Origin of the sequence: Terribacillus saccharophilus (genome assembly GCF_046592895.1) — a bacterium.
Classification (GTDB): domain Bacteria; phylum Bacillota; class Bacilli; order Bacillales; family Amphibacillaceae; genus Terribacillus; species Terribacillus saccharophilus_D.
This window is the reverse complement of record NZ_JAWVPU010000002.1, coordinates 1-24864: the sequence shown is the minus strand read 5'-3', so window position 1 is coordinate 24864 and position 24864 is coordinate 1. Positions and strand designations below refer to the sequence as shown.

Genomic DNA, 24864 nt, shown 5'->3' with positions numbered 1-24864 from the left:
TGATAATAACGATTTGTATGTTTATTCACATATTCTTTACCCATTATACCAGAGTTTTGAACATTTCAGTAGAAAGAGATATAAAAAACCCTTGTACAACTGGGCAATATGGCTTACGGCGGTCATTCCCCGGACGGGACTCTGCTGGCATAACTGCTGTGTGCGGTTAGCTCTTGATAAAAGGCATCAAATCGCGGCAAATCCATCTGCTGGGCTGCATCGGAAAGAGCAACAGCCGGGTCCGGATGGACTTCGGCCATGATACCGTCAGCTCCAATCGCAAGCGCGGCTTTCGCTGCCGGTAGCAGCAAATCGCGGCGGCCAGTGCTATGCGTGACATCGACCATAACCGGAAGATGCGTCTCTTGTTTCAAAATCGGGACAGCCGTGATATCCAAGGTATTGCGTGTGGCAGTTTCATATGTGCGTATTCCCCGTTCACAAAGAATGATGTCATTATTTCCGCGGGAACTGATATATTCGGCTGCATGAATGAATTCAGAAATGGTGGAAGACATGCCGCGTTTCAATAGGATGGGCTTGTTGACATCTCCGGCCGCTTTCAGCAATTCGAAGTTCTGCATATTGCGGGCGCCAATCTGGATGACATCCAAATACTCGGCTGCCTTTTCAACGTCCTCTGGAGCTACAATCTCACTTATGACGGCCAAATCATATGTATCGGCTATTCTTTTCAAGATTCGGAGTCCCTCTTCCCCCAAACCTTGGAAATCATAAGGCGAGGTGCGCGGCTTGAAAGCTCCGCCCCGAAGCAGCTTCAAATTTTTCGCTTGCAGTGCCTCTGCAACTTTGGCAGTCTGCTGGTAACTTTCCACCGAACAAGGCCCGAAGATGAACTGAGGCACATCGCCTCCTATTTTTGTACCTTTGACATCAATCACGGTATTTTCCGGCTTCCGGCGCCGTGAGACAAGCATTGCTTTATGCATATCATCTTCTTGCAGTTCAAGGCTTGCTTTAAAGATTTCCTTGAACAGATGCTGCAGTGTGGCATCCTGGAAAGGTCCTTGATTATTATCGGCTATCACATTCAGCATATCCCGTTCACGCACTGGATCAAAACGCTTCGTACCCTGCTTTTTCTTCACTTCACCAATTTCCTGGACGAGCTTGCCACGTTTATTTATCATTGCCAAAAGCTCTAGATTCACTTCATCCAATTTCTTTCGCAAAACAGCTAATTCATCCATCTTCATCGCTCTCTCCCACTTTCTTTCTATTATATCCAGCTCAAGTAATTAGCAATCATTATAGCTAAAAGTTTACGCGCTGTCATCCATAAATAGTGTAGAATGAAAGAAGGAGTTTCATGTGGCATTAGCATTAAGTTAAATCTAATAGTTCAGTCAGAGAGGAATATTGTGTTGAAGGAACGAATTTTCGCCTTGGATATCGGAACAAGATCAGTAGTCGGCATGCTTTTGGAAGCAGATGCCGATGTTTATACAATGATAGATTACGAGATGGTGGAACATGATGAGCGGTCGATGCTTGATGGACAGATCCATGATGTAGTGGCTGTCGCCAAAGTCATTTCGGAAGTGAAGCATAAGCTCGAGGAAAAACACGGAAAGTTATACAAAGTATGTGTGGCAGCTGCAGGACGATCCTTGCAGACAAAACGCGTCCTGATACAACACGCAATGCCAGAAGGTGTATTGGACAATGAGCAGGTGCAGCATCTGGAGCTTAGCGCAGTCCAGCAGGCACAATATGAGATAGCGCAATCAAAAAATAAAAGCACAGACTACCATTGCGTCGGCTATTCGGTATTGCATTATCAAATCGACGGGCAGGAGATCGGTTCCCTGGTCGATCAGCAAGGCAGTGAGGCAAGCGTGGAAATCATCGCTACTTTCCTGCCAAAGGTTGTCGTCGAATCCTTGCTTTCGGCATTGAAGCGCAGTGATTTGGAGATGGATGCATTGACATTGGAACCGATTGCTGCAATCAGTGTGCTCATCCCGCCGTCCATGCGCCGTCTGAACGTAGCGCTTGTGGATATCGGCGCTGGTACAAGTGATATTGCCATCACCAATGAAGGGACGATCACAGCGTATGGGATGGTGCCTAAAGCAGGCGATGAAATCACCGAAGCCATCAGTGATCATTATTTACTTGATTTCCATGTTGCAGAAGCAGCCAAGCGGGATTGGGCTGAAAAAGGCGAAATCACGACAATGGATATACTAGGTTTCGAGCAGCAGCTGCTGGCAGAGCAAGTCGAACAAGACGTAGGTCACGCAGTCGAACGGCTGGCAAACGCCATTGCAGAAAACATATTACAACTCAATGCAGCTGCACCGAAAGCTGTCATGCTCGTCGGCGGCGGCAGTCAGACGCCAGGACTGGCTGTAAGGTTGGCGAAATTATTGGAACTGCCGGAGAACAGAGTGGCCATCCGCGGTACAGAAGCAATACAGCTGCTCAAGAAAACGGATAATGTACCCGAAGGCCCCGCTTTCATCACGCCGGTCGGTATTGCTTTGGCAGCAAAACAAAACCCGGTTCATTATGTCAGCATCCAGGTGAATGGACGCACTATTCGTCTTTTCGATATGAAGAAACTGACAATTGGGGATGCATTGCTGGCTGCAGGTACGCAAATTTCACGTCTTTATGGAAAGCCCGGAAATGCCTGTATGATCACGTTCCAAGGAAAGCCGCTTACATTACCAGGCTCTATGGGAAATCCCCCAAGTATCCTGCTCAATCAAAAGCCGGCAAACCTGGATTCACCGATTCAAAACGGTGATGAAGTGATCGTCGAAGCCGGAACGGATGGATTGCCAGCACAAGTGACAGTGCGTGATATCATCGGTGATATAGAACCAATCACTGTTTTTTATAATGGAACTGCATATCAGTCTAAACAGGTTGTACTAGTAAACGGACAGCCTGCTCACCAATCGCGCAGTCTCAACGATCGAGATGAGCTTTTAATTGAACGCACGACAATCATGGAAAGCTTTCTGCATGAGCATAAGCTGCCGCTGCCAGCATCAGCGGATGATGCGGATTATGATGTCTACATAAATGACAAGCTTATGCAGATCGAATCATTCAGTCAGGTGTTCACCATCAATGAAGTCCCGGCTCGTCTGCGTGATCAAGTGGGTGACGGAGACAGCATCCGTTTACAAGAGCGAAGAGACCCGACAGCTGCTGAATTGCTTGCTCATATCCAAACAGACAGCCAAGCAAACATGATTGTTCTGTTTAACGGAAATACGATCAAACTCACACCACCAGCAGCACAGCTTTATATAAAGGATGAACCTGTTGGGCAGGATGAACGGATTCCTAGCGGCACCAGGCTGCAAATGCGTGTTTCATCCGATCCTTTTATCATTCAGGACATCTTCCGGTTCGTCGATATTGATTTAACCAAGATCAGCGGTAATTTCAAGCTTTATAAAAATGGTTCACATGCATCCTTCCATGATGTCTTGTCCCCCCATGATAAAATTGAACTAACCATGTAAAAAAGCTGTACGCATTTGCGTACAGCTTTTATTGCTTTCCACTATATCGCTTATAGTGGATATCGTGAACGAGGCGAATTGTCGGGCGTATCAAGAGCAGTAAACTGCCTGCTGCAAAGAGCCAACAGCCTGCTGTTTTCATTGACTCATAAAGGAAAAGAAAACTGCCGACAAGAAAAATCAATCCGATCAAAAAATCATTCAGCATATATAATACTTGGTATGGCCGCTTAAAGAAAATACCGTATTGTCCGATTTGGATGACTTCTTCATTCTTTTGGTGTCTGTGTTCCTCTTTCATTTGAACTTACCTGGCATCCAATCTTGCTTCCTGTTCTTTTAAGGCGGCTTCTGTAATGTCGTGATGCGATGTGTGCCAAATGACTTGATTATTTTCAAATAATAGCGCTTGCGGTGATTCATGTTTCACGTCGTATCGTTCCGCAACCGAATTGGACAGTTCCCGTGCTTCTTGTACATACAATGTATAAACCGGCAGCTGCGTATCAAGGCTGTAACGGTCATATTCCTGCTTTGCCCTGGCACTGATCGGACATGTCAGGCTATGTTTGAGTAAGTAAAAAGCAGCTTCCTTATTGAGGACATCCTGCAGTTCTTCATCGTTCTGAATCACTTTCGCTTCCATTGTCCAATCTCCTTTCCAAATAAACAGACTCCTAAGCAAGCTGCTTAGGAGTCTTCGGTTTAAAGATCCTTATTTCGTTCAATCGTGGATTTCTGCTGTTCCATTTCTAACTCACGGGCAGCTTCCTCAATTGCACGAGCTACTTCTTCGGCAGCGTCGTCTGCTTCTTTGTCGTTTGAAGCTGTGTCATCTGCTTGATCTTTGGATTTCATGTTTTTCACTTTGTCTTGTACAGTTTGTGAAGATTCCTTCACCTTATCCGCTACGGCACGGGATTTTTCAGTGACAACATCTTTCCATTGCGCACCTTTTTCACTGTACTGTGTTTTCATCTCGCCTGCGCGCCCTTTCAGGGAGCTAGCTTGTTCCGTAATGTCACCGCGTAGTTCCTTGCCTGATTTCGGTGCAAGAACAAGAGCAGTAACTGCTCCGACCACGCTGCCGATGATTGAACCAATCAGAAAGTCTCTTCCGTTCGTCTTTTTCGTTGACATAGTGCATTGCCTCCTATCGCGTCGCTTGGTTTAATGGGATGTTTCTTTTACTGGTAATGGCTGCTCTGTCGGCTGTACTACAGGTACAGAGGCAGAAACAGCCTCATTTGCTTCATTCTGCTTCTTTTTCTTCCATAAGTCAAGTATAACAGAGCCCCACTTCAATACCTGACCAGTTTGTTCTGTATGCTGTTCTGCAGATAGCGCAACTTTGTTGGAAACATTGCGGATTGAATTGTTCAAACTGTTCACCGTATCGCCGATGCCTTCGATTCCGTCGACAAGTGTGTTGAGCTTTTGTGCTTTTGCGCCGATATCTTCTGCAAGATGATTTGTTTTGCTGAGCAACTCAGCTGTCTCACCTGTGATGCCCTGCATCTGTTTTTCGACGCCTTCCAATGTGCTTGCAACATCATTCAGTGTGCGGGAAGCAGCTTTCAATGTTTTTGCGAGGTAGATTACTAAGACTGCGAATGCGATTGCTGCAATCAATGCAGCGATGTACCCTAGAATTTCCATAATGATTAGTCAGCTCCTTCTGGTATGTAGTATGAGTAGTTCAAGCACATCTCATGCTTTGTACTCCTTTGTCTAACTACGTTATTCCCCCGATATACGCTGTTAAACATAAAAGTACAAATAAAAAAAGGGAGCAGGACTCCCTTTTTCAAGTGTAATGTATTATTGGACAGCTTGCAACGACTCTTCATAACGGGCCTGGAATTTCTGGATATCCCCAGCTCCCATGAATAGAAGAATGCTGTCTTCATACTTCTTAAGTACATGGACATCATCAAGCTGCAGCACTTCACAGCCTGGGATGAGCTCTTGCAGATCCTGAATTGTCAGGTTCCCTTTCGCTTCACGTGCAGAACCGAAGATATCACATAGATAAACGGCGTCCGCTTGCTTCAGACTATCTGCGAATTCCTGGAGGAAAGTCTTTGTCCTTGAGAAGGTATGCGGCTGGAATACAGCGACAATCTGCTTATCCGGGTATTTCTTTTGCGCGGACTCAATCGTCACTTCGATTTCCTTCGGATGATGCGCATAGTCATCCACCAAGACTTGGCTGCCCGCCTGCTTTTCGGAGAAACGGCGTTTTACACCTGTAAAACCGTACATCTCCTCCATTTGTTCAGGCGTCATTCCTTCCTGGTGGCATACAGCGACGACCGCCAAGGCGTTGAGCACTTGGTGGTTCCCAAAACCAGGAATGGTGAATGTATGATAGAAGCTGCCTTCGATATAAACGTCGAATGTCGTGCCGTTAGGCTCTTCGCGCACATCCTTCGCTTTATATGTGTTGGCATCATCAAAACCATAATAATGGATCGGAACATGCGCCTGTAAATCACGCAAATACGCATCATCTCCGCAAGCTATGATGCCGCGCTTCACTTGATTGGCCAGTTGCTGGAATGCCTGGAATACATCCTCGATATTCTTGAAATAATCAGGATGATCGAAATCGACATTCAGCATCACCGCATAATCCGGCTTATAAGCAAGGAAGTGGCGGCGGTATTCACAAGCCTCGAACACGAAATAGTCGCTTTTCGGCTGGCCGCTGCCAGTGCCATCACCGATCAAGAATGAAATCGGATGGGATTGCTCCAGTGTATGTGCCAAGAGCCCGGTCGTCGACGTTTTGCCGTGAGCACCTGTCACAGCGATGCTGCGGAACTTATCCGCATAAGCACCCAAGAAATCATGATAACGGTAAATCGGCAGACCCAATCTTTCAGCCTCCACGATTTCTTCATGTTCATCAGGAAATGCGTTTCCGGCAATGATCGTCAAACCGGATTTGATATTGTTTTTTGTAAACGGCAATATTGGGATATTTTTATCTTTCAGGGCCTGATCCGTGAAGAATACCTTCTCCACATCGGAGCCTTGGACTTTCTCTCCTGCATCATGCAGGATCTGCGCCAATGCACTCATACCAGATCCTTTAATACCAACAAAATGGTAAGTTGTCATAATAGGAACCTCCACGTAGTAATATATCGCATTTGTATGGTGTTAGTATAAGTATGTAATTTGTAGTGTGTCACATATACATGAAAAAAAGCATACTAGCAACAGTATAGCATTTTGTCTTCATAAATTGAATCCACAATCTTTTCTACCTGAGCTTTTTACAGTATATACAGTCTGCTTGCTGGTTGTGTCTGGAAATAGTAGAACAGCCTGGAAGGTCCCAAGGACAACATCCAGGCTGTCTTTCATTCCGCTTGGAGCTGAGCCAGCGAGACGAGGACATCCCGCGGCTTACTGCCTTTTTGTTCAGAAATGACACCACTCATTTCCATATGATCGATCAATCTTGCCGCACGGTTATATCCGATTTTGAATCGGCGCTGCAGCAAGCTTGCACTTGCACTGTTATGTTCGATGACAAATTCGACAGCTTCCCTGTACAGCTCATCCTCTTCTTCTTCGGTTTCGCGGCGTTCCAATAGGTCTTCATGCTGGAACAAGTATTCCGGAGGAGCCGTTTGTTTCACATGTTGCACAACCCGTTCGATTTCTTCATCCGATACAAAGGCACCCTGGATGCGCTGTGCTTGGCGTGCGCCATTTTCAACAAAGAGCATATCGCCTTTGCCGAGCAGCTTTTCGGCACCGTTGTTGTCGATGATCGTCCGGGAATCAACAGCGGATGAGACACTGAACGCAATCCGTGTTGGGATATTCGCCTTGATCAAACCTGTGATGACGTCCACGGAAGGACGCTGTGTTGCCAACAATAAATGGATTCCCGCAGCTCGTGCTTTCTGTGCGATCCGGCAGATGGCATCCTCCACATCTTGCGGTGCAACCATCATCAAGTCGGCGAGCTCATCGATGACAATGACCAAATATGGCAGCTTGTCAGCATAACGTCCTTGCTTTGTAAGCTTCTCGTTATAACGTCCGATATCCCGGACTCCTTCGCCGACAAATTTCACATAACGCTCTTCCATTTCATTTACCGCCCATTTCAAAGCAGCTGTGGCTGCCTTCGTATCGGTGATGACAGGTGATACAAGATGCGGCAGGTCGTTATATGGAGCAAGCTCGACCATTTTCGGATCGATCAGCAGGAATTTCACCTGCTTGTGATTGGCTTTATAAAGCAAACTGAGCAATATGGTATTGATACATACACTTTTACCCGACCCTGTTGCTCCAGCAATCAGTCCATGCGGCATTTTCTGCAGATCTGTGACGATAGGGTTACCGGAGATGTTCAAGCCAAGCGCTACTGATAGCGGCGACTCATTGTCCTGGAAATCCCCTGTATCCAATATCTCTTGCAAACCGACCATTTTGGAAACAGCATTCGGCACTTCGATTCCTATCGCATTTTTCCCTGGAATCGGCGCTTCCATACGAATATCCTTCGCTGCCATATTCAGTTTGATATCATCGGTCAGGCTCTTGATCTTACTGACTTTCACACCCATTTCAGGCTGAACCTCAAATCGTGTGACAGACGGTCCTTGCATCGCATTGACCACATGCGCATTGACATTGAAATGTTCCAAGGTAGTTTCCAACAAGTTGATCTGCTGGTCGACCCACGCATCATTTTCGATGGTCTGCTCCACGGGATCATTGAGAAGATGCATCGGCGGACTGATGAAATGCGGCTCTGTCTGCTCTTCTTTGACTTGTTCAGCAGATTCTTCTGTTATTCGATCCACCGTCGGTTTCGTTTTTTCCAAGCTCTTCCGTTTATCACGCGGCGTCATGAACACATTAAATGGCACAGGCTTGCGAATCGCATTACCTGACTCGCGAATATTCTCATTGCCTTTGTACGCTGTGCCCTTTGTTGTTTCCTGCTGTTCTGCTGAGTGTTCCGTATCATTGTGCTTTTCATCCGTCTGCTTTACTGCAGCTTGATATTCCGCTGCATTATCCTGATTCACAACATGCAACGCTTCCGGCTCATGATTCAGTTTTGGGGCTTCCGCTGGAACATCCCGCACTACGACTGAACGTGTATCCTCCATGTCTTGTCCATTTGAGATACTCTGTTCTGCTTCAGGCTCAGTCTCCTGCGATGCATCAAGTGACGTTTCAGGCTCACGATCCAGGATTGGAGCTTCTGCTGAAACCTCCCGTACTTGCTCTTCAAACGATGTTGGCGTATCCGCTATATCTCTATCTTCTGAGATACTCTGTTCTGCTTCAGGCTCAGACTCCTGCGATGCATCAAGTGATGTTTCAGGCTCGGGATCCAGGATTGGAGCTTCTGCTGAAATTCCATGCACTTGCTCTTCTAGCGATCCAGGCATATCCACTATGTCTAGTTCCGGTTTACCTTGTTCAGCAATAGGCTCACTTGCTGTCTCCTGTTGCTCACTATCCGGTGCTGTGATTTCCATTTCAGAAGCTTGGGATTTGTTGAGTTGCTCTTGCCCGATAGGATTTTCTTGCTCAACTGGGAGCTCAGGTGCAACTTCCTTCATAACCCCGAAAGCTTCATTTGTCTGATCCAATTCTTTTCCCAGCCTTGGGGCTGGTGTTGCAGCTGCTGATTCCTCGGCACTAATTATCGATTCCGGTGCTACGGTGACAGTTTCTTCCCTTTCGACTGTTTCCCGTATCTGGGCTTCCCCGGTTTCGGCTGATATAGGTTTCTCAACTTGTTTATCTTGGTGCAGATTGACGCTGATTTCAGAAGCCTGGGCTGCAATACGTTTCCAATCCGAACGTTCCTTGATCGAAGCCAACGTAACGACATCCTCAGCATCTTCTTTGCGCTTACGGAAACCATACACAGGAGATGGTACTTCTGTTGGCTGGAATGGTTTCTTATCGTCCTTTGGTTCGGGTCTTGGTCTTTGATGCGTCTGCCGCTGACGATAAGAAGCAGGCGCCCCTTCGGAAGCCTTATGTTTTTCAGCTTTCTGATCCGGTCTCGCTTGCTGCTGTGAGTCTCGACGCTGACGCTGTGTTTGCGGCTGTTCCGAGCGGCGCACCGGCCGCAGGTTTGTAACTGCTGGTTTGCCATTTTCGGATTCATCCGGAATCATCGGAAAGCGGAAAGCTCGTTCTTTCGGGTATGTATAAGCCATCTTTGCTTGTGGCTGCTGATTAGATTGATATTGTTTCTGTCCGTTTTGTTCAGAAGCGTTCCGTGATTTCAGCTCTGGTTCTTCGTCCACTACTACTTCGGTCATAAAAAAGTTGCTTAGAGCTTGCTTTAGACGCTCCCACATAATGAATCTTCCTTTTTCAGTATAATATCTTTATTTTAGCAGGTTTTCACAAACCGTGAATAGCTTTACCCTAAAAACATTCTGTCTACACTTAAAAAATAAGGCGGTCATACGCAAATTAAGTAAATTTTACCTAAAAAAACACCGAATACCATAGTATCCGGTGTTTTTCCTGTATTAAAACTCGAAAGCTTGACCAATTTCGTAAGAATCTTCCAGCACGTAAATCCCTTTTTCTTCTGGTGCATTCGGCAGACCCAATTCTTTTTGGGAGCAGATCATGCCGAAACTATCTTCCCCGCGCAAATTACCAGCTTTGATTTCCAAACCACTAGGCATGATGGCGCCAACTTTTGCGACTACCACTTTTTGTCCGGCATCGACATTCGGTGCACCGCAAACGATCTGGACTGTCTCATCACCAAGGTTGACTTGGCAGACACTAAGCTTATCTGCATTACTGTGTTTTTCTTTTTCTTGTACATAGCCGACCACGAACTTCGGAGTCAAGTCCACTTCGAATGTATCATCCAATTTGTTCTGACCGAAGATATCGCGGATTTTAGCTACGAATTCTTCATCGACTTGCACTTTGCCAGCAGTAGTGATCTTTAAGTATTCGGAAGCTTGGAATAGATTGTATCCAACCAAACCTTCCTTATCCGTGATTCGGACAATATCCCCGAAACGCTCTTCTTTGATGCTGTGACGATCTCCTTGCTTCAGAGCGATCAGCAGTACGTCACCGATACCTTGCTTATTGTAGAATGCTTGCATCTTACTTTTCCTCTCCCTTGGCAGACTCCGGTCTATTACGCGCCATAATGAACACTGGCTCCAATTTCTTGTCTTCATAAATGAATGGTAAAGATGTGATTGGTACACGGCCTTCTGCGAAATATTTCATGGTTACTTGTGCTAATATATCATAACCAGTCTTATTTTCAATATCCGCCAAGATGAGAACATCCTGATGGGGAACCGCTACAAGTACATCTCCTTTAGCATTTGCACGAAAACTTTCGAGTAGGGATTCATTCAAAATGCGGCTGGCATCGTAACCATCCTGTGTTGCGATGAAGTTGAACGAATTTCCCGCCACTTTATCTTCTTTTAGCTCAGTAGAGAGACTTCTGGCATTGAAGGCTGCGATTTCACGAAGACGCTCCACTGTCCAGCCTTGCTCTTCCATCATCGCCTCATCGATGAGCCGATATGATTTACCAAGATCCAGCGCATAATAAACCCTTGTTTCTGCTGTATGTTCGGAGTATACCATCTTCAATCCCGATTTGGTTTTCGAAGGGAAAGAAGTTGCCCGGATGACAGGGAAGACATGCTGCTCATTGCCTTCCAAGTGCTGTTCCTCGTGCATGACACGCAATGCCTCTTTTACATGCTGTTCCAGTTCATCGAGGGCTTTTTCGCCGCTTGTCTCATACTTGGCGATGATATTGGGAAGCGCTAGCGTCACACCTTCCTTCGTATCCTGCCATTCCACTCGGAATTTACTATTTTCCCGGTCGTAAGATGTACGCCAAGCAGGATCCTGCAGCCGATCTTCCAATTTTTGTTTCATTTTCAATGCCGTCATTTTCATAAGCTGTACTCCTTGCAGTTATTGCGGTAAAGAATCGATGAAGGATTGTATTTCTTCTTTCGTTTTACGATCTTTCGATACGAAACGACCGATTTCTTCACCTTTATTGAATGCGACGAAGCTTGGGATACCGAATACATCATATTGCTGACATACTTCGATGAATTGATCGCGGTCTACATGGATGAATTCAAAGTCGCTGTATGCTGCTTCGATTTCAGGCAGCTCAGGCTCGATGATGCGGCAGTCCGGACACCAATCGGCAGAAAACATCAAAATTGTTTTGCCATCTTGCAGTCTTTCTTGTAGTTGTGCTTCTGATTCTAAGTTTTTCATTTGTATTGCCCCCATTGATCGTTTTCTTTCATTTTATCAAAGCCCTGTGTCAAAAGCGAATATACTGCGTTGGAACTATTCTCGTCTTGTGATAAAAAAAGAAGCGGAAATCACGATTCCGCTTCTTTCTTTTGATTTGCCCTATAAAAGGCGTACTGACCTTTCAATAACAGACAAATATGTTCAAACATTGCTGTCCGTGACATATGTCCGTCCGTGAAAACACCGACCGCTCCCTCAGTTGTCGAAATATCCTGTTTACTTGTGAAAGCCCGCATGACAGGACCGAGTTCTTCCCCTGCCCGCACTGGCTCTGCAATGAATGCAGGCAGAAGCAGCTTCGCCCCGCTTGCACTCCATATATCATCACCAACTGCCAAAGCGCCCCAATTGCAAATATACAATCCGTCATCCATCTCCGTGACGCCGCCTTCAAGACCGATGCCGGCTTTTGCTCCTTCAAGTTTGCTGCAAGCGATCGCTCGTTTCATAGCACCCAATCTTGTTTCTTCATCGCTCATCGGCTGTGCGCTCACCCCAGAATCGACAGCCGCACTTTCCAATGTCCAGCCATCGCTGAACACAGCTGAAACTGCGTTCACTTTAGCAGGATTTTTTGATCCGATCATCATTTTCATTTGTCATGCTCCCCTTCCGGCTATCAATCGTTCGACGTGATTGTATCCACTGTCGACTGATCTGTCGCACGGACAAGCTTGACCAAAAGCTCTTTCGCAGCTGCATAATCATCAACATGGATGATGCTCGCGCTTGTATGCACATACCGGGAAACGATACCGATGACAGCAGATGGAACGCCTTCATGAGCCAAATGAACGCGACCGGCATCGGTACCGCCTTTGCCGACATAATATTGATAGTTGATATCATTGGATTCCGCTGTATCGAGTATGAACTCGCGCATATTCCGGTTCATGATCATCGTACCGTCGAAAATACGCAGTAATGCACCCTGTCCCAAATGACCGAAAGCCTGCTTATCTCCGCTTACATCATTGGCTGGCGATGCATCAAGCGCATAAAAAATATCCGGATTGATCATATTGGCAGCCACTTGCGCACCGCGAAGACCGACTTCTTCCTGCACTGTTGCGCCAGCATACAGCTGATTCGGCAGCGTCTCCCCGGCAAGCTCCTCCATCAATTCAAGTGCCAAGCCGCATCCATAGCGGTTATCCCAAGCTTTGGCCAAGATTTTCTTTTCATTGGCCATCGGTGTAAACGGCATGAATGGCACAATCTGCTGGCCGAGTCTTACCCCAAGCTCATGGACATCGCGCTCATCATCTGCTCCGATATCGATCAGCATGCTATCGATGGAAGCGGGTTTGCTGCGCTGCTCCGGTGTAAGCAGATGCGGTGGTGTGGAGCTGATGACACCTGGTATCGGTCCAGCCTCTGTCATGACTTGCACGCGCTGTGCCAGCAGGACTTGACTCCACCATCCACCTAGAGTCTGGAATCTGAGCAAGCCATTCGGTGTGATACCTGTCACCATGAAACCAACTTCATCCATATGTCCTGCTGCCATCACTTTAGGTCCAGTGCCTTTTTTCACGCCGAAGATGCCCCCAAGCTTATCCTGGATGATTTCATCTGAATAAGGTTTCAACCGTTCCTTCATGAACGCACGCATCAGCTGTTCATTACCTGGTGCTGCCTGAAGTTCTGTGAGCTGTTTGAATAAATCCAATGTTTTTTGATTCATGTATATGTACTCCCTTTTTGTCAGACTATTGTATATCCATTGTAAACTATCGGCCTTCAACATGCCATAAAGGTAGTTTCGTTTTATATTTCTTCGGTTATAAGCTATAATAGAACATAACTTATGTTGAAGAGGTGACCAAAATGGGCGTAAAGAAAACAGTGGCAATCGTAGGAGCTGGCCTTGCAGCTGGTTATTTGCTGCAAAAGCAGATTGCAAAACAACAGAAAGTGACTCCGGAAAAAGCACTTAAATTCGCTAAGGAAGCATTCAAGAAAGAAGGTCCTATCAGCGGGTCTTGGATTTATATGAAACCTGAAGAAAAAGTGAAGCACGGCCTGACATATACTGTTTACCGTGGCGGTATCTCACGCACAATCGACGGAAAACCTGCTCAATACGAATTCTTCGTTGATGCAGAAACAGGTTCAGTGATCGATGCAGTAGAATCAGCATCTTAATTTAATGGAAAAACCCGGCTAAATGGATTAGCCGGGTTTTTATTTGAATGTGGCCACACTTCGATAAATACGGTAGCCACGGGAGGAGAATTTCTCTTCATATTCCGTTTTTACATTAAGCGGATCGTTTTCTGCATGCAAATCAAGCTTCACTTCCTGCAGTACCATTCCAAATCGGGAGAAACTCGATAAGCTGTATTCGAATAGTTTCTGGTTATCCGTCTTGAAAATCACTTCGCCATCATCTTTCAAAACACCTTTGTATTGTTCCAAAAAGCTTTTATAAGTCAAACGGCGCTTTTCATGCTTATTTTTCGGCCAAGGATCAGAGAAGTTCAAGTAAATCGTATCCACTTCGTTTTCCTCGAACAGCTCCCTGAAGTCGGCAGCATTTTCATTGAGCAATCGTACATTGGGAAGTTCTGCCTCGGCAGCTTTCTCCACAGCTGTTACGATGATGCTTTTTGCCAACTCGATTCCGATGAAATTGTATTCAGGATGCTGAGCAGCCATGCCTGTGATGAATTGCCCTTTTCCAGAACCAATCTCTACTCGCAAAGGTTTATCATTACCGAATACTTCACACCATTTGCCTTTATGGTTCTTCGGTTCTTCGATGACAATATGATTGTTTTCTTTCAAATAATCGTCTGCCCAAGGTTTATGGCGCACACGCATATATCTCACTCCTATATCTGCCCTGTCCTTCTGCATAGTTTGATGCGAAAAAGCACACGCTATGCTTAAAGAAGGAGGGATAATCAATGTCACTTTCCGTTCAGAATCAACTTGGTCTGCTGCGGGATATCCTGAGCGAACATTGCGAATCATGCTGCGGGAGCAAGTCCGAATGCGAGCAAATATCCCGTTTGGCGCGTTCCATCTTGTCCAATAAATCAACTGATCAAGACGAGTTGCTCGCACTGCTTCCAAGTATCCATTCCTATAGTACCGCCGGTGAAAAAGCTGCCGATATCAATGCGCACATCACAACGAACCGAGAACAGCTCGAGGATTGGGTAGAGACAATCGACAGCTTTCAAGGTTAGGATATGAGCTGTTTGACTTCCATCATCAGCTGCGTCAGTTCTTTACCTTTACGCTCCAAGTTATCATCGCGCAAAGACATGATCACACGACCAGCCTCATACCAGTAAATTCGTCTGAGCAGTGCATCATCAAGCGGTTTCCCATATGCCTTCATCCAGTTTTCCCAATCAGGATACGGAACGTACTTCCTGAGCAGCATCCCGATGTCGGCTGCTGGATCCGCTATGAGTGCGCTGTCCCAGTCCACCAGATACAGCTCATCATGCTGACTGATCATCCAATTATTATGATCGATATCAAAATGACAGACAGCCAGCAACTGATCCGGCATTTCAGGCAAAAAACGCTCCAATCGCTCCAGTGTTTGCTCCAAAGCAGGCAGTCGATCTTGGAAACCAGCTGCTTTCTCCCGCAGCTCTTCCATTTTCGTTTCCGGCTGGAGCGGTTTTTTCCCCATACGCATGAGCATATTGAGCATTTCAGAGGAATGGTGGATTTTGCTGAGCAGTTTTGCCACGCGCGGACCGCTCATTTCGGCAATCGTAAGTCCCCGCCCGAGTAGCCATTCCTGCGCAGTAATGACGTCACCATTTTCCATCCGCTTTGTCCACACCAGTTTTGGCACAATACCTTCTGCTGAAAGAACTGCCAAAAATGGAGAAGAATTGCGCTTCAGAAATAACTGACGATCTCCGCTTTTTGCATAATATGCTTCTCCTGTCACACCGCCAGCAGGAGCAATCTTCCACTCATTTCCCAGTATGTGTTCTAACCAATTCACCGTTCATTCCTACTTTCCTAGTGCAATCGCTTTGCATTACTAGCTGTAAACAAGCCCAGCGTGACACAAGGCAAGTACATTCCCGAACAAATTCGACAGACATACTTAAGATTACAACATTTTCTATGGTTTTATCAATAAGATAGTGCTTAAAAACCATTTATTTAACTAAAAAATTCTTCCTTTTCTTCGGCTTCCCATTCTGGACGGGCAACCGCCTTTGTAAAGCTGTGCTCAAGGAGCACTTCACTTGCACGGAGCTGAATATGTTTCAAAGCCATTGGCTCTTGCCGCTTTGCCATCAGCCAAGCTGTATGTTTTTGACTGCCGATGAACTTCGTATTCCTTGGTTCACTGACGAATCTGATTTGGTTTTCCCTGCTCAAAACAGTTTTTTGGATAGGCAGATCGATGTCATATTTCCTTAAGATGCCCTGAACTAGCTTCTCCGTCCTGTTCAGGGATAACATTGGGTTGAGAAACGTGGTGAACCGCCCTTTTGCTTCCCTTTTCCATGTCCTCTCATCCGATGTCCAAAACAGCACTTCCGGCTTGTCTTCCAACACTGTGATGATCTCGATGCCCAGTGGATGGATCAGGATCGTTTCTGCTTCCATTGTCGTCTGTTTCACTTCGAAAACAGGTTTATACATGACAAAGAAAGTATCCGGGAATCGCTTCAAAAAGTAGCGAAGGATGGGATCTTTCTTGTATTTATGATCGATGAAAGAGAACTCCCCCAGTGTGGAAGTAGCCCACTTGAGTTGAAAATCAAAAAGTTCTTCCAAAAAGTCCTGTTTCAGAGCTCCTTCCGTCGGTGCAATATAAACTGGAGCGGGATTCTCTTCTATATCCTCCTCTTGATCCTTCTTGCGAAAAACTTGGTACCATGCTTTCTTGTTTGTCTCTTCCTTTTCCTCTTCTGGCAGATAAGGAGCAGGAGCAGCTTGCTGCTGTTCCCATTCCTTGTGCTTTTTCTCCCAATTCTCTTTTTTCAACTTGATGAATTGTCCAGGATATCGATAAGGATGCTGTTCATACCGTGATATATACTCATGCAGCTTAATCAGTTGCGCCACAATGCTTCACTCCTTTTCCAGATCTTTGACCAGGACAGGTACGTATTTGGGCCGCTTCCCTGGTTCGATACGGTAAAGCGTCACCTTCCCGACTTCAAACGGTGCAGAAACACGTTTATCCGGAAGCGGGAGCTTTCCTTCGACTGTACCTGATCCCCACTTTTTCCCGAGGGTGATGTGCGGCCGATACGGCCGATCTTCGGGCTCGAAGCCAGCTTTTCCGGTGCAGGCAATCACATTGCGATGCAAATCTCTAAGCTGCTCAAGAGGCTTGACACCGGCCCAGATGACACGTGGCTGCTTCGCACTGCCGAAGTTATCGATTCCCGACACTTCCAAGTTAAATGCCCTGCCAAAATCAGCTTTATTCCATGCTTCCTCCAGCCGACTGAATTGCTGTTCTGCCACCGGACCAAGGAATTGCACTGTAATATGGAATTCCTCCGGTCTCGGCCACATCTTCATCGGTACGTATGTTTTCAGTTCATCCTGCCACTGAGTAAGCTCTGCTTGCACTCGTTCATCTGCACCTATGCCAATGAAATAATGTGTACTCATGCTAATCCTCTTTTCCTTTCTGCTGTACCCTTCATTCTCTTTACAATAAACAAGATACCAACACCAATGAACGTCGTTACGGCGAATAAAGCATACATATGATAGACTGTCGCAACCTCCAGGATCATTCCACCCAACAAGTTGAATAATGCATTGCCAAGTCCTGTTCCGACTGCCGAGTAAAGCGCGATGGCAGTCGCTTGGACAGAAGATGGTGCAGCACTTCTGATATATAGCAGCGCAGCAGGCACATAGAGGCCGATCGATAATCCTTGAATGATGGTCGTGATGTAAATGACTGCAAGCGGCGGGTCGAACATATACAATACCCACCTTGCTCCGGATACAGCTGCACTTAATATGACAACATGCAGCACACTCATCTTCCCGATGACCACATGCGCCAGTTTCATGAACGGCGCTTCACTTCCTGCTCCCAGGAAGAAGGCAATGCCGACAGCGCTTAGTGTGCCTCCAGCCGCTAAAATGAATGTCCCGAAATAAAAATTATTTGCTAAAATCGGTCCGAATATCAGGAAATTGGACGCAAGGAAAAATAAGAAGGGTTTATTATTCCGTAATGTGCGCAATCCTTCTTTCATCGATACAGCAGCGATATCATAGCCTTGCCGCGGAAAATTCCGCAATGCCGGGAGTGCAAGCAGCAGACACACACCATAAGCAATGAAGATGGCGTCCAATGTCCCGACAAAATCAGTTATGTATCCTAATAAGAAAGAAGCTACGGCAAAACCGATGGCTCCCCATAATCGGATATTTCCATAAACGAGCTTATGCTGTTCGACAAAACTCAACGCCATGCTGTCCGATAAGGGGATGACTGCTGCTTGGAATACAGCGATTGCCAACATACCAAGCAATAATAAAGCATAATGATCATAAAATAAGTAAATGAATGCAAGCGCCGCAGCAGCAGTCAATGCTGCTGCCAAAAGACGCAATGGTTTTTGTGTATAATCACTGAGCATACCCCATACAGGCTCCATCACAGTATTCACTAAAGGGATTGCAGCAACAATCAACCCGACAAGCACAGGATCGATTTGTTTTTCTTCCCGCAAGAAAGTTGCCAGCAGCGGAAACAGCGCACCATTTGATAAGAAAGCAGCCAGATAAAAATATTGGAATGATCGGTATGTCCGCTTCACATCTGCTTGCATCAGTTGCGCGCATCCTTTGTCAGAAGATACAATGACTCAGCATAGATGCTGATGGCACGGAGCATATCATCCAGCAGGATATGCTCATCCTGCTGATGCGCACTGTCCGGCGCACCCGGGAAGAGCGGACCGAAAGCCACGCCTTTTTTCATTGCGCGTGCATAAGTTCCTCCGCCAATCGCCAGCATATCGGATTGATCACCAGTTTGTCGGCGGTACACATCCAGCAGTGTCGTCACAAGCGGATCATCTTTCTCCACATAAAGAGAAGCTAGATGAGATGTCTCACGGAACCCTGCACCTGCTTCTGCAAGCTCTGCAAACAAGCGGGATGTGACCGTGTCATATGCAGCCGTGACTGGATACCGGATATTGACACCGATTTGCCAAGCCTCAGCATCTTTCATACTGAATTCACCAAGATTAAGCGTTAATCGTCCCGATACGTCGTCTGCGAGTCCAAGATTGATTCCATTGCCATTGTAATCCTCGAACTTTTCAATGAGCCAGCTCAGTTTCTCCGTCACATTTCCGTGCAATGGAAGGGAAACAAGAAACTTAGCCAATGCCACTACACTATTGCTGCCTTTTTCCGGTGTGGAGCCATGGGCAGCTTTTCCAGTCAAGCTAAGCAGTATATTATTTTCTTTAGCTTCCGCATGTCCAGTCAGTCCTTTTGACGCCAGATAAGCTGTATAAGCCTCAGCGACTTGCTCCAATCCTTCTCCGGTCAATAATGCTTCTGCATGTCCAGGAACCATATTCAGCGCCTTTCCGCCTTCAAAGCGTTCCAGTCGAAGCATGTCGCTTTGTGCAGATACAGCTGGAAGAGAAATATAGCCATCGATGATTCCTTTTTCTGCGTAAATGAGCGGGAAATCCGCATCTGGCGTAAAGCCGGTATCCGGCATTTCTTCATGCTGGAAATAATGCTCCATGCACTGCCAATCACGCTCTTCATCCGTACCCATGATCAAACGGATGCGTTTCTTTGGTTCATATCCCATATCCTTCAGCAGTTTCATTGCGAAATATGCAGCTACAACCGGACCTTTATCATCCAATGTCCCTCTGCCGAAAAGACGATTTCCCGCCAATGTCGGGGTGAATGCCCCGTAGGTCCATTCCCCATCAGCAGGCACTACATCCAGGTGGCCAAGTACTCCGACCAATCCAGCTCCGCTCCCGTATTCGATATGACCAGCATAGCCGTCAACATACTTCGTAATGAACCCATCCGCTTCCCCTGCTTGCAGCATATACAAAAGCGCTTTATCGATGTTTTCACCAAATGGCTGTTTGTCTGTTTTTGTCGCTTCATCGTATACGCTTGGTATAGCAACAAGTCCTTTCAATACTCCTGTATATACTTCTTTATAAGCAGCTGCCTTTTCAAACCAGTCGATTCTTTCCATTCCTTTCGCCTCCTAAATGAATATTAATATCTTTGTAAAGGGTAATTAACAGAAAATTTAACCTATCTTCTAGCCTTCTTAGCGTAATTCATGTAAAATACGGGTAGAAAGAGATTTAGAGCACCAGATTCTTATGTAAAACTAAGGAGTGGTTTTTTGAATCAATCAACATCCCGAATGCTAAACCGTGTAAAAGCTGTCTATCTTTACATCAGAGAAAGGGACACAGTTTCTACTACTGAATTGGCTGAAGAGTTTGGTATTACGGACCGTACAGTACAGCGCGATTTAAACGTGCTGGAGTATAACGGCTTAGTACAAAGTCCTCATCGGGGGGTTTGGTCAACGACCTCAAAAAAAGTCAAGATCTCTTGATTCAAATCGTACAACCTATGTAACTACTTACCATTTAAGGCAAGCTGATCTGTAAGCAGATCAGCTTTTTTTTGTATCCTGGAACAGCATGTCAAGTTCCTCATCGGAAAGTTCCCTGTATTCTCCCAATTCCAGATCATCGTCCAGCTTCAGGCTGCCCATGCTCAGACGCTTCAGATAGACAACTTCCATCCCGACAGCTTCGAACATGCGCTTGATCTGATGAAATTTGCCTTCGGTGATCGTTATCTCGACTTCAGAAACCGGACCAGCATCCAAGATATGCAGGATAGCTGGTTTGGTCACATAGCCATCATCCAAGGTTACGCCTTGCTGGAACTGCTCGATCGTCTTTTCGTTCACTTCACCATCGATACGGGCATAATAAAGCTTCTGCACATGCTTTTTCGGTGATAATAATTGATGTGCGAGCGTCCCATCATTCGTCAAAAGCAGCAAGCCTTCCGTATCCTTATCCAAACGACCGACCGGAAACGGCTCAAATATACGATCCTCCGGCTGCAGGATATCGACGACTGTCTCATCCCGCTTATCTTCTGTTGCCGAAACCAAACCAGGCGGTTTATGCATCATCAAATAAATGAATTCCCTGTATTCAACCGTTTCCCCATTCACCTGCACATCGTCTTTTTTCTCATCTACATGAATGGACGGTGATTTGACATGAGAGCCATTCACCGTGATCGCTCCTTGCTTCAGGAGCGTTTTCACTTCTTTTCTGCTGCCAAAACCCATATTGGCGAGCAATTTATCCAATCTCATCATTTAACCCTTCTTTCTTTTCAATACGCGGTCAAGCAAGCCGATCCGGTTTCCGAGCACACGCTCGAGCAGAGTGGATTTATATGACAGAATCATATACACTCCCCCTCCGAGCAAGGCACAGATGGCGATGATTGCGGCCGATGCGATTTGTCCATCTTCGAATGTAATCGCGAACCCTAACAGAAACTTGGCAAGCAATACAACCACAGACATGATTGCAGTAAAGATTATGATCAGTATTGTCCGTTTTGCAAGCTGGCGCACAGGAAAACGCAGCACATGCTTCATTTTCAGGAAATTCAACATAGTCGCAATCCCGACCGCTAAAGCAGTACCAATGATGGCACCTTTTGCTCCGAACGCATGAATGAGCGGTATATTGAAGAAAATCTTAACTAATAACCCAGCTGTCAAACTGATGACGGAAAAGCGTTGTTCATTGATACCTTGCAGGATGGATGACGTTGTCGTGAATAAAGCAAACAGCAACGCTACAGGTGCATACCAAACCATGAGATTCCCTGCTCCTATGTCTGGATTCAGAACATCTTCCGTACCGTAAAAAGCTGTATATGCCTCACTTCCCAACAAAGCAATCCCGATACTGGCAGGCAGAATCAAGAAAAGTACGATTTGCAATGACTGGTTGATTTGCTGTAGGTATAATTTACGGTCATCCGCAAAAAATGCACGAGTGATGGCCGGCACTGCTGCCAAGGATAACCCGATGGACAATGTCATCGGAATCGTGATGATTTTTTGACCATAAAAGTTTATTACACCAAAAATATTCATAGCCACATCACCCTGACCAATCGCCTCCAATGCACGCGGCATCGTAAACTGATCGATGAATTGATATAATGATGTTGCAATTCCCGTCACAACAAATGGACCGGCATAGCTAAGTAATTCTTTAATGATCGTTTTGTCTGACATAGCAGCAGGACGAACGGTCTGCTGTCTCATTCTCAATTCCAGATGCGGTTTACGGGCACGCCAAAAGACATAGAGCACCGCGCACGAAGCAAGTGCACCGATAAAGGCTGCAAATGTCGCATATCCGACAGCTACGGCAGTATTTTGATGGAAAACATGTAAAGCAAGATAAGCACTGAGCAGCAAGAAAACAATCCTGGCTATTTGTTCCACCACAGTGGATACAGCGGATGGACCCATGGACTGGTTACCTTGGAAGAATCCTCTGACGATACTCATCGCAGGAATGACAAGGTTGGCGAAACTGACGAGCTTGATGACATATGCAACAGTTTCCTTCGTGAAACCTGACTTTCCATCACCAACACTCCACTGTGCAATCCATTCAGCACCAAAATACATGATAAGGAATGCTACAACACCTGTGGCTCCCATGATTTTGAAACCGGTACTGAAAACACGCTGGCTTGTCCGGTAATCCTCCAAGCCGTTGTATTTCGAAACAAATTTTGAAACACCTAACGGAATACCAACTGTTGAAATACTGATTAGTATATTATAAGGGGTATATGCAAGGTTGAATAAAGCTCCCCCAGAGGAACCTACCAGTGCATTGAACGGGATAACATAGATGATCCCGAGAAATTTCGACAGGAAAGTTGCCGCCGTAAGCAGCAGTGTCCCGCGAATCATTGTCGACAAAGCCATTATTTCACCTAACTCCTCTTTAAAATCCAATGAATCTATTTTATCATAAAGTAGACCTGATGGAAGAATTCGTTTGGATCCCATCAGCAGAAAGGAAGAAACAGCAATGAATTACGACGTAGTAGTGATCGGCGGCGGTCCATCCGGACTTATGGCAGCCATATCGGCAGCCGAGCATGGCGCAGCCACACTTTTGATTGATAAAGGGAAGAAACTTGGTAACAAGCTTGCAATTTCTGGGGGCGGCAGATGCAATGTTACGAATCGTCTGCCTCAAGATGAAGTAATCAAACATATTCCCGGCAACGGCAAATTTTTGTATAGTGCATTTTCCATCTTTGATAATTACGATATCATTGATTTTTTCGAAAATCTTGGTGTGAAGCTGAAAGAAGAAGACCATGGACGCATGTTTCCAGTCAGTAACTCAGCGAAATCCGTCGTGCAAGCATTGCTAAACAGATTGGATACACTTCATGTCCGCATTCGCACAGAAGCACCAGTAAAAGCGATTCACTATGGTGAACAAAGACATGAGATAATCCTGAAAGACGGTGAAAAAATCCATACAGGTGCTGTCATCGTTGCAGTCGGCGGAAAAGCCGTACCTCATACAGGAAGCACCGGAGACGGCTATGCTTGGGCCAAGAAAGCCGGACATACCATTACTACACTTTATCCAACCGAAGTGCCTTTGCTCTCCTCTGCTGCATTCATCAAGCAAAAGCAGCTGCAAGGACTTGCTCTGCGGGACGTTGCTGTAAGTGTATTGAACGAGAAAGGAAAAGCAATCATCACCCATCAAATGGACATGCTATTTACGCACTTTGGCGTTTCAGGTCCAGCAATACTGCGCTGCTCGCAATATGTTGTAAAAGAGCTGATGAAAGGCCGCCAAGAAGTTGATATCCATATCGATGCGATTCCAGGCAAGAAAGCGCACGTAATAATAGAAGAATTTACCCAGTTGATGGAGGAACAGCCTAAAAAAGCATTCCGTAACTTGATGAAAGGAATTGTACCAGAACGTTACTTGGATTTCCTTTTGGAAAAAGCTAACATACTTCCAGATACGAAAGCTGCGAATATTTCCCGGGAAAACGTTGAGCAATTTGTCAGCTTGTTAAAAGGCTTCGCTTTCCCTGTGAATGGTTCACAGCCGATCGAGAAAGCCTTCGTTACAGGTGGCGGCGTTTCCGTGAAAGAAGTCGTACCGACAACAATGCAATCCAAGCTTATGCACGGCTTATACTTTTGCGGGGAAATACTCGATATTCATGGGTATACAGGAGGCTATAATATTACCTCTGCCTTGGTTACAGGAAGGGTAGCTGGCATGCATGCTGCCTGGGAAGCAGCTTCTGCTACAAATTGAGAAAAACCCTCCATTTTCTAGGTGGAGGGTTTTTCTTTTTGATACATGCTTTATTTACCCAAGAACCTGGCCATAAGTAAAGTATCATGGTATTTGCCGTCACTTAATCTTCTATCATCTCTCAAACAGCCTTCAATCTGAAACCCATAGGATTCATAAAGAAGAATGGCGCGTCTATTGATGGCGAGCACAGATAAATTGATTTTATGTATTCCTTGCTTTTCTGCCCAGGTAATGACTTTTCCCAACATTTTTCTGCCTATTCCGTAACCCCAATGATTCTTCATTATAGCGATACCGAATGTAACTTGATGAGATAATCTTCTTAAAGCGTGCCCTTCGCATCTGCAATAACCAACTACTTTTCCTCCATCGCAAGCGACTAGACATAGATTGGTTGGTTCTTTTTGATCTGTTCTTATTATTTGTTCAAAATCCTCAGAAGATAGATAGTCCTCTCCTGCTTCCCTATCCATATTTTCTGTCTCCCCATCTGTTGTCATTCTTAGCATAGCCAATGCTTCAGCATCGCTTAATTCTGCTTCACGTATGACAAGCTTCCTTTGAATATCGTCATTCATCCCAGTTCCTCCTTTCTTACAACAAAAAAAACCCTAATCTTATCA

At 45.7% G+C, this 24864-nt stretch carries 26 protein-coding genes; 5 read left to right on the top strand and 21 right to left on the bottom strand.

What is annotated here, in order from left to right:
• Positions 1–122 precede the first annotated feature (122 nt).
• Positions 123–1217 (bottom strand): bifunctional 3-deoxy-7-phosphoheptulonate synthase/chorismate mutase, encoded by a 1095-nt coding sequence (locus SFC66_RS05835; RefSeq protein ID WP_411217787.1) that lies wholly within the window; start codon positions 1215–1217, stop codon positions 123–125.
• A 165-nt stretch (positions 1218–1382) separates the two neighbouring features.
• On the opposite strand from SFC66_RS05835, the gene pilM reads away from it, so the two are divergent.
• A complete protein-coding gene (gene pilM / locus SFC66_RS05830; protein WP_411217786.1) occupies positions 1383–3506 on the top strand; it encodes a pilus assembly protein PilM in 2124 nt (707 codons plus the stop codon).
• Between the two features lie 28 nt (positions 3507–3534).
• On the opposite strand, the gene SFC66_RS05825 is transcribed toward pilM, so the two are convergent.
• From SFC66_RS05825 to SFC66_RS05775, 11 genes are all read right to left on the bottom strand, one after another.
• Positions 3535–3807 carry a YrhK family protein gene (locus SFC66_RS05825; protein ID WP_411217785.1) on the bottom strand — a complete coding sequence of 91 codons (273 nt, stop codon included), beginning with the start codon at positions 3805–3807 and terminating at the stop codon, positions 3535–3537.
• Positions 3808–3813: 6 nt separating this feature from the next.
• Positions 3814–4152, bottom strand: coding sequence for a bacillithiol system redox-active protein YtxJ (gene ytxJ / locus SFC66_RS05820; RefSeq protein ID WP_411217784.1), 339 nt, complete (start codon positions 4150–4152; stop codon positions 3814–3816).
• A gap of 59 nt (positions 4153–4211) precedes the next feature.
• Positions 4212–4646, bottom strand: coding sequence for a YtxH domain-containing protein (locus SFC66_RS05815; RefSeq protein WP_411217783.1), 435 nt, complete (start codon positions 4644–4646; stop codon positions 4212–4214).
• Between the two features lie 30 nt (positions 4647–4676).
• Entirely contained in the window at positions 4677–5165 is a 489-nt protein-coding gene (locus SFC66_RS05810) for a DUF948 domain-containing protein (RefSeq protein ID WP_411217782.1), read from the bottom strand.
• Positions 5166–5327: 162 nt separating this feature from the next.
• A complete protein-coding gene (gene murC, locus SFC66_RS05805; protein ID WP_411217781.1) occupies positions 5328–6632 on the bottom strand; it encodes a UDP-N-acetylmuramate--L-alanine ligase in 1305 nt (434 codons plus the stop codon).
• 245 nt (positions 6633–6877) lie between these two features.
• Positions 6878–9865 (bottom strand): DNA translocase FtsK, encoded by a 2988-nt coding sequence (locus SFC66_RS05800; RefSeq protein WP_411217780.1) that lies wholly within the window; start codon positions 9863–9865, stop codon positions 6878–6880.
• Between the two features lie 177 nt (positions 9866–10042).
• A complete protein-coding gene (ytpR, locus tag SFC66_RS05795) occupies positions 10043–10642 on the bottom strand; it encodes a YtpR family tRNA-binding protein (protein WP_411217779.1) in 600 nt (199 codons plus the stop codon).
• Between the two features lies 1 nt (position 10643).
• A complete protein-coding gene (locus tag SFC66_RS05790) occupies positions 10644–11465 on the bottom strand; it encodes a DUF1444 domain-containing protein (protein ID WP_411217778.1) in 822 nt (273 codons plus the stop codon).
• Positions 11466–11483: 18 nt separating this feature from the next.
• On the bottom strand, positions 11484–11801 hold the full coding sequence (locus SFC66_RS05785) for a thioredoxin family protein (protein WP_411217777.1): 318 nt from the start codon (positions 11799–11801) through the stop codon (positions 11484–11486).
• Positions 11802–11911: 110 nt separating this feature from the next.
• A complete protein-coding gene (locus SFC66_RS05780; RefSeq protein WP_411217776.1) occupies positions 11912–12439 on the bottom strand; it encodes a DUF84 family protein in 528 nt (175 codons plus the stop codon).
• 23 nt (positions 12440–12462) lie between these two features.
• Positions 12463–13530, bottom strand: a complete 1068-nt coding sequence (locus tag SFC66_RS05775; RefSeq protein ID WP_411217775.1) for a M42 family metallopeptidase — start codon at positions 13528–13530, stop codon at positions 12463–12465.
• A gap of 143 nt (positions 13531–13673) precedes the next feature.
• On the opposite strand from SFC66_RS05775, the gene SFC66_RS05770 reads away from it, so the two are divergent.
• Positions 13674–13991 carry a PepSY domain-containing protein gene (locus SFC66_RS05770; protein ID WP_093728778.1) on the top strand — a complete coding sequence of 106 codons (318 nt, stop codon included), beginning with the start codon at positions 13674–13676 and terminating at the stop codon, positions 13989–13991.
• 39 nt (positions 13992–14030) lie between these two features.
• Here the strand turns inward: SFC66_RS05770 and trmB are convergent, their stop codons facing one another.
• Positions 14031–14669, bottom strand: a complete 639-nt coding sequence (gene trmB / locus SFC66_RS05765; RefSeq protein WP_411217774.1) for a tRNA (guanosine(46)-N7)-methyltransferase TrmB — start codon at positions 14667–14669, stop codon at positions 14031–14033.
• Positions 14670–14755: 86 nt separating this feature from the next.
• Here trmB and SFC66_RS05760 point away from each other — a divergent pair, with 86 nt between their 5' ends.
• Entirely contained in the window at positions 14756–15040 is a 285-nt protein-coding gene (locus tag SFC66_RS05760) for a YtzH-like family protein (protein WP_411217773.1), read from the top strand.
• Here the strand turns inward: SFC66_RS05760 and SFC66_RS05755 are convergent.
• The 5 genes from SFC66_RS05755 to pepV form a co-directional block, all read right to left on the bottom strand.
• Positions 15037–15822, bottom strand: coding sequence for a phosphotransferase family protein (locus tag SFC66_RS05755; protein ID WP_411217772.1), 786 nt, complete (start codon positions 15820–15822; stop codon positions 15037–15039). The genes SFC66_RS05760 and SFC66_RS05755 overlap by 4 nt on opposite strands.
• 164 nt (positions 15823–15986) lie before the next feature.
• Positions 15987–16901, bottom strand: coding sequence for an NERD domain-containing protein (locus SFC66_RS05750; protein ID WP_411217771.1), 915 nt, complete (start codon positions 16899–16901; stop codon positions 15987–15989).
• 6 nt (positions 16902–16907) lie between these two features.
• Positions 16908–17459 (bottom strand): RNA 2',3'-cyclic phosphodiesterase, encoded by a 552-nt coding sequence (thpR, locus tag SFC66_RS05745; protein ID WP_411217770.1) that lies wholly within the window; start codon positions 17457–17459, stop codon positions 16908–16910.
• Entirely contained in the window at positions 17456–18640 is a 1185-nt protein-coding gene (locus SFC66_RS05740) for an MFS transporter (protein WP_411217769.1), read from the bottom strand. The genes thpR and SFC66_RS05740 overlap by 4 nt, the downstream gene beginning before the upstream one ends.
• Positions 18640–20055 carry a dipeptidase PepV gene (gene pepV, locus SFC66_RS05735; RefSeq protein ID WP_411217768.1) on the bottom strand — a complete coding sequence of 472 codons (1416 nt, stop codon included), beginning with the start codon at positions 20053–20055 and terminating at the stop codon, positions 18640–18642. Before pepV ends, SFC66_RS05740 begins: the two co-directional genes overlap by 1 nt.
• 156 nt (positions 20056–20211) lie before the next feature.
• On the opposite strand from pepV, the gene SFC66_RS05730 reads away from it, so the two are divergent.
• Entirely contained in the window at positions 20212–20430 is a 219-nt protein-coding gene (locus tag SFC66_RS05730; protein ID WP_411217767.1) for a DeoR family transcriptional regulator, read from the top strand.
• Positions 20431–20490: 60 nt separating this feature from the next.
• Here the strand turns inward: SFC66_RS05730 and SFC66_RS05725 are convergent, their stop codons facing one another.
• Positions 20491–21213 (bottom strand): pseudouridine synthase, encoded by a 723-nt coding sequence (locus tag SFC66_RS05725; protein WP_411218697.1) that lies wholly within the window; start codon positions 21211–21213, stop codon positions 20491–20493.
• A 3-nt stretch (positions 21214–21216) separates the two neighbouring features.
• Complete coding sequence (locus SFC66_RS05720) at positions 21217–22863, bottom strand: putative polysaccharide biosynthesis protein (RefSeq protein ID WP_411217766.1); 1647 nt, start codon at positions 22861–22863, stop codon at positions 21217–21219.
• A 106-nt stretch (positions 22864–22969) separates the two neighbouring features.
• On the opposite strand from SFC66_RS05720, the gene SFC66_RS05715 reads away from it, so the two are divergent.
• Entirely contained in the window at positions 22970–24238 is a 1269-nt protein-coding gene (locus SFC66_RS05715) for a BaiN/RdsA family NAD(P)/FAD-dependent oxidoreductase (protein WP_411217765.1), read from the top strand.
• Positions 24239–24288: 50 nt separating this feature from the next.
• On the opposite strand, the gene SFC66_RS05710 is transcribed toward SFC66_RS05715, so the two are convergent.
• Positions 24289–24819, bottom strand: a complete 531-nt coding sequence (locus SFC66_RS05710; RefSeq protein ID WP_411217764.1) for a GNAT family N-acetyltransferase — start codon at positions 24817–24819, stop codon at positions 24289–24291.
• Positions 24820–24864 lie beyond the last annotated feature (45 nt).